Origin of the sequence: Curtobacterium sp. PhB146 (assembly GCF_004342995.1) — a bacterium.
Classification (GTDB): domain Bacteria; phylum Actinomycetota; class Actinomycetes; order Actinomycetales; family Microbacteriaceae; genus Curtobacterium.
Genome location: NZ_SMBN01000018.1, coordinates 1 through 4,366, shown reverse-complemented (window position 1 = coordinate 4,366; position 4,366 = coordinate 1). Strand labels below are relative to the sequence as shown.

The following is a 4,366-nucleotide window of genomic DNA, read 5'->3' as shown; positions in this document are numbered from 1 at the left end:
CAACGCGAACTGGGTATCCGAGAGCAGCTGGAATCGAGACACGGGACCAGCATCCCGGAACCACCCCGCCCCCAATTACAAGACACGCCCTAGGCGTCTCTGCTGCGTGAGCGTCATCGGCACGGTTCCCCTGTTCTGGTCCGGAGTGCTGGTGGTGGCCGTCGACGGGCCACCCTAAATCGGCCCTACGCGCGGCGTTCGAAGCAAAGTCCGTAGGCAACGGGACCGAGCAGCATCTGAGGACCGTGCGGCGAGGGATCGGCTATCGGACACGTCAGCGACGACGCCGGAGGATGCCAACCGTTCCGACGATGATGATGACAACAACGGCCGCAACGATGAGCCATACCGGCACGGACATGCCGTGCTGAGAACCAGCGCCGCCGGCAGGGCCGGCGAGCAAAAGCAGGATTGAGTTCACGACGTAGGCCTCCAAGCAGTTCAAGTCAGCTTGCCACTGGTAGGTGTGCCGGAGGCCGATCGGCTACCGGGCCATGCCGGCGGCTGGTGGGTGAGGGCGGCGTCGCGTATCCGGTTAGCCCGCTCGGGCGATGCCCGGTTCGTCTGTGGGTCTGGTTGCGGGCTACGTTCCCGTTGCGACTGGGAGGTTCCCGGTGTTGGTCGGTGGGGGAGTGGGAGATGTTGACGGCGGTCGCGTGGGAGGTGCAGTGCGCCCGGTATGAGTGCCGGTTGCCGGGGGTGGTGGCGGTGTCGTTCCGTCCGCATGCGGTGGGGCCTGCGGGGTGGGCGCTGACGGTGTGTGAGCATCATGCTGTTCCGGTTCCCGAGCGCGCGGCCGGGCAGGGATGGGGTGTTGGTGTGAACGCGTTGCGGTTACGGAGTCGGTCGGAGACCGAGTGGGACATCATCGAGGGTCAGACGGACCGGCTCGTTGGCCGGGTGATGCTCGAGAGCGGAGCGTTTTTTCTCACCGACGTCGACGGTGCCGCCGAGGTCGGCGCGTTCTACCGTCTCGAGCAGACCGTGCCGGCGGCGGCAGCCGTCCTCGGGGGTGGTCTCCTCAATTCGTGACCGTGGTTCGGAGGTTGGGTCTACGGTCAACCCATGTCGGCGTCGACGGGCGAGCTCGCAGCGGTGGGGATTGATGTTGGCGCGCAGAAACCCGCGGTGGCTCGAGCGCTGGTCTGTATCGAAGCGCGGTATCGGGGCCGGTTGACGGAGCCGGAGATCGCGGCGGCGAGCGGGTACAGCAAGCGTGGCTTGCAGGAAGCGTTCCAGCGGGACCTGGGCATACCGCCATCGGCCGTGGTCCGGCTGCTGCGGTTGCACCGGGCACGAACGATGATCCTCGCGAACCCCTACCAGCCGGTCGGAACGGCAGCAGCGGCGAGTGGGATCCCGCACTTCGGCCGGTTCTCCGGCTACTACCGGGCCCAGTACGGGGAGACACCGTCCGACACCGCCCACGCTGCACGTGCTCGGTTGCCAGTCTGACGGCTCCGGCGACTGCTCGGTAGCTGCGTCTGGCGGATATCCCGGCGGCCGTGAAACCCCGCCAACACTGGGAAGCCGAGCGTTTCCCCCCATTGTGGGGCTCACCGGTCGACCCCGTACGTGTTTGAGTCGGTCTCACGGTCGCGGACAGGGAAACCGCGGCCGGATCCGACACCGCGACATCGTCGCGCAGGGGGAAGTCTGGCTGTCTTCGGGTGGCAGCCAGACATGCCCCGTCCGGCCCGTCATCGATGCTCAGTCCTCTGTAGTGCCGACTTGTCAGCACATACGTGTGCGCGCAGGCTTGGGGGTGCGCCCCCTGTTCGGGTCAGGATGTGGCGCGTGCGGGATGTCGGTGGCGTGTGGTGCGTGGCCGACATCCCGAACCTCGTTCCGGGGAACCGGATAGAGGGTTCCACCGGTGAACAGTCGGTTCTATCCTGACTGGAGCGCTCCGCGGCGGTGATGCTGCGTGACACTCGTTTCCCGTTCGAGAGACTTGCCGTTCCTGCATTGAGGCTGGTGGGGGAGTGCGCTATCCCGGGGTGGCGGGATGACCCGAACGTTCCGTCGCCCCCGGGAACCAACACCGTCCCGCGGACCGCGCTGAGCGGGGTCACTTCAGCAGTGCGGCGACGACGAGCGAGATCGTGCCGACAGTGAGGGCACCGATGAGCGCCACTGGCACCAACGCATACGCAGGCTCCCGGGGGTCCGGCGAACTGGGGCGGGCTTCCGGCGTCGCGGTGCGGGCTTCGTCATCGACTGCTCGGTACGAGGGGCTGGTTGGGGCAGACTGTGGGCAGCAGTTGGGTGGTACCCGCTGTTAGCGGGGTGGGCTGCTACTGATCCGGTGTCCCGCCCCGCCCCGCGCCACAACCGAACGAGGGGCGCCGGCGTATGAGGGACGAGGACGAGACGTCGGCACTGCCGGGTGCGTTCCGCGTCGTGTTGCCATCGCGGCACCGGTCGAGCGGGCTTCTGCAGCATCGGGTCGAGCAGCTCGTCCGCGACGCGATCGCCGACGGCACGCTTCGGATCGGGGATCAGTTGCCGCCGTACCGGGTTGCGGCAGCAACCTCCGGGCTGAGGATCAACACGATCCTGAACGCCTACCGGGCGCTCATCCGCGACGACCTTCTGCGCTCCGTTCCCGGCCGCGGGTACTTCATCGGCGGACCCGTCCGGTACCGAGACTTCTTCGTCGGGTGCGTGGGTGACTGTTCGTGCGGGGCCAGGTAATCATCTGGCGGTAGCCTGCCCCTGTCGTTCGGGAGAGCGTGCTCTCAAACGACACCCGGGCGTTGGGAGTGGTGTGACCGAAGTGTCGGGTGGTGGGCCGGGAGGAAGACGACGGGTGAGCGGGGTGTCCGTTGGTCTCGCGATCGCGGCGCTGGTGGCCTTGTTGGTGGCGTTCGTGCCGTACTTCCTCGGCGGTCTCCTGGCCGGCTACGGGCAGGACGGCGGCGACGGTGGTGACGGCGGCGGTCCCGGTGGGTTCGCTGGCTACGGAATCGTCGCGATCGTGCTCGGTGTCGGGATCCCCGGGTGGGCGCTCGTTTGGGGCATCGTCGACGTCCGGCGCACTCGTGGGACACCGGGTGCAGCGCTCCTGGTCGGAGCTGTGGCGCTGGGTATCGCTCTCTGCACGATCGTCCCCGGGTCGGTGACGATCATCCGGACCTCGGTGCGGCTGCAGGCGGCGTACGAGCGGGAGAACCCGCGGTCAGAGGTGCTGGCGACGGCGAGAGCCGAGGCCCGAGCATCGGAGACCGCGGCCTCGCCGGCGGGTCGGGCTGCGGAACGCAACGCTCCCGCACGCCGGGCCGCGACGAAGCAGCGACTCGACGCGGTGAGCCAAGCCGTACTGGATGCGCTGGCGATCACACCGGACGACATCGTGCCCGCCGGGCGGCCATTGCCGACGGGTTCGGCTGCGGCGCGGTCTGTCCGCGTCACCCCGTCCACGGGGCACTGCGATGCGGGATACGGTCCGAAGGCGGGCGTGTTCTACCGGTGGGACCTGTTCCTCGATGATTCCGTCGACCCGGTCCGCGCCGCCGCGGCGGTCCGGGCAGCGGTCGAGGCGACCGTGCCGGGTGCTGATCTGCAGCAGCAGAAGGTCGATGCCAGCTCGAGCCGGCTGGAGTTCACGGACGACGTGTCCGGGTCTCCGGACTTGCACGGAATCTTCACGTGGGGGGACGGTATCGGCTCGACCAGCCGGATCGTTGCCCTTGACACGGCCTGTCACTGAGCGTGTTGCAGTGCGGCACCCGGACCGCGGTCAGCGCAGGTTCGGCGGTCCCTGGTGCTTCGCGATGATGACGAGCCCGTAGATGCGTGACCACACGTACGCGATGATCGCCACGCCCAGTCCCACGAGGCCGATGGCCCCGAGCGCGGCACTGTTCAGGTGAGCGGCGCCGTTGATGGCGAACGCTGCTCCGCCGACGACCGCTGCGATGAACGCGACCATCTGGATGCGGAGCTTGAACTGCACCCGTTTCTTGTGTTCCCCGACCGCGATGATGTCCGACACTGTGTCCCCCTTGATGGCAGACCATCCGCCCCAGGGCGATGCTAACCCGCGGAGCAGCTCAGCACCGAGTGCGCTTCGCCCTCCACCGTCGGCTCGGGGCGCTCGCGCTGGCGCTGCTGATCCTCGCTGCCGCACCTACCCACGTGTCGCAGAGGCCAGTCACGGCGAAAGGAGGCGCGGACTGGGGGGCTGCCCAGCGGCGCGCGTTCGGGCGCAGCTGGTCACCGCGAAAGTGACGTTTGGGCTTCGGATGTTGCGTGGGGTCTCGACGCATGAGCAACGCCCCGTCGCGAGCGACGGGGCGTTGGCCGTTCCGGTCTGCCATGCACAGCCGGAGTACGTGGGGTGTTACTTGATCTGTGCGGTGAT

6 protein-coding genes are annotated in these 4,366 nt (G+C 68.1%); 4 read left to right on the top strand and 2 right to left on the bottom strand.

Annotated elements, in window-relative coordinates; translation table 11 throughout:
• Positions 1 to 274 precede the first annotated feature (274 nt).
• Positions 275 to 421, bottom strand: coding sequence for a hypothetical protein (locus EDF33_RS20340; RefSeq protein ID WP_159571989.1), 147 nt, complete (start codon positions 419 to 421; stop codon positions 275 to 277).
• A gap of 203 nt (positions 422 to 624) precedes the next feature.
• Here EDF33_RS20340 and EDF33_RS19960 point away from each other — a divergent pair, with 203 nt between their 5' ends.
• The 4 genes from EDF33_RS19960 to EDF33_RS19945 all read left to right on the top strand — a co-directional run bounded on the left by EDF33_RS19960 (position 625) and on the right by EDF33_RS19945 (position 3,712).
• Positions 625 to 1,032, top strand: coding sequence for a hypothetical protein (locus EDF33_RS19960; RefSeq protein WP_207906734.1), 408 nt, complete (start codon positions 625 to 627; stop codon positions 1,030 to 1,032).
• A gap of 33 nt (positions 1,033 to 1,065) precedes the next feature.
• Positions 1,066 to 1,455, top strand: coding sequence for a helix-turn-helix domain-containing protein (locus EDF33_RS19955; protein ID WP_132100993.1), 390 nt, complete (start codon positions 1,066 to 1,068; stop codon positions 1,453 to 1,455).
• A gap of 900 nt (positions 1,456 to 2,355) precedes the next feature.
• The gene (locus EDF33_RS19950) at positions 2,356 to 2,697 is read left to right on the top strand and encodes a GntR family transcriptional regulator (protein ID WP_132100992.1); all 342 of its coding nucleotides are present in this window, start codon (positions 2,356 to 2,358) and stop codon (positions 2,695 to 2,697) included.
• Positions 2,698 to 2,812: 115 nt separating this feature from the next.
• On the top strand, positions 2,813 to 3,712 hold the full coding sequence (locus EDF33_RS19945; protein ID WP_132100991.1) for a hypothetical protein: 900 nt from the start codon (positions 2,813 to 2,815) through the stop codon (positions 3,710 to 3,712).
• Positions 3,713 to 3,742: 30 nt separating this feature from the next.
• Here the strand turns inward: EDF33_RS19945 and EDF33_RS19940 are convergent, their stop codons facing one another.
• Positions 3,743 to 3,997, bottom strand: a complete 255-nt coding sequence (locus tag EDF33_RS19940; RefSeq protein WP_131845521.1) for a hypothetical protein — start codon at positions 3,995 to 3,997, stop codon at positions 3,743 to 3,745.
• Between the last annotated feature and the right edge of the window lie 369 nt (positions 3,998 to 4,366).

Coding starts and splice junctions, on each gene's coding strand:
- EDF33_RS19955 (WP_132100993.1), top strand. CDS start 1,066: ATGTCGGCGTCGACGGGCGAGCTCGCAGCGGTGGGGATTGATGTTGGC.
- EDF33_RS19950 (WP_132100992.1), top strand. CDS start 2,356: ATGAGGGACGAGGACGAGACGTCGGCACTGCCGGGTGCGTTCCGCGTC.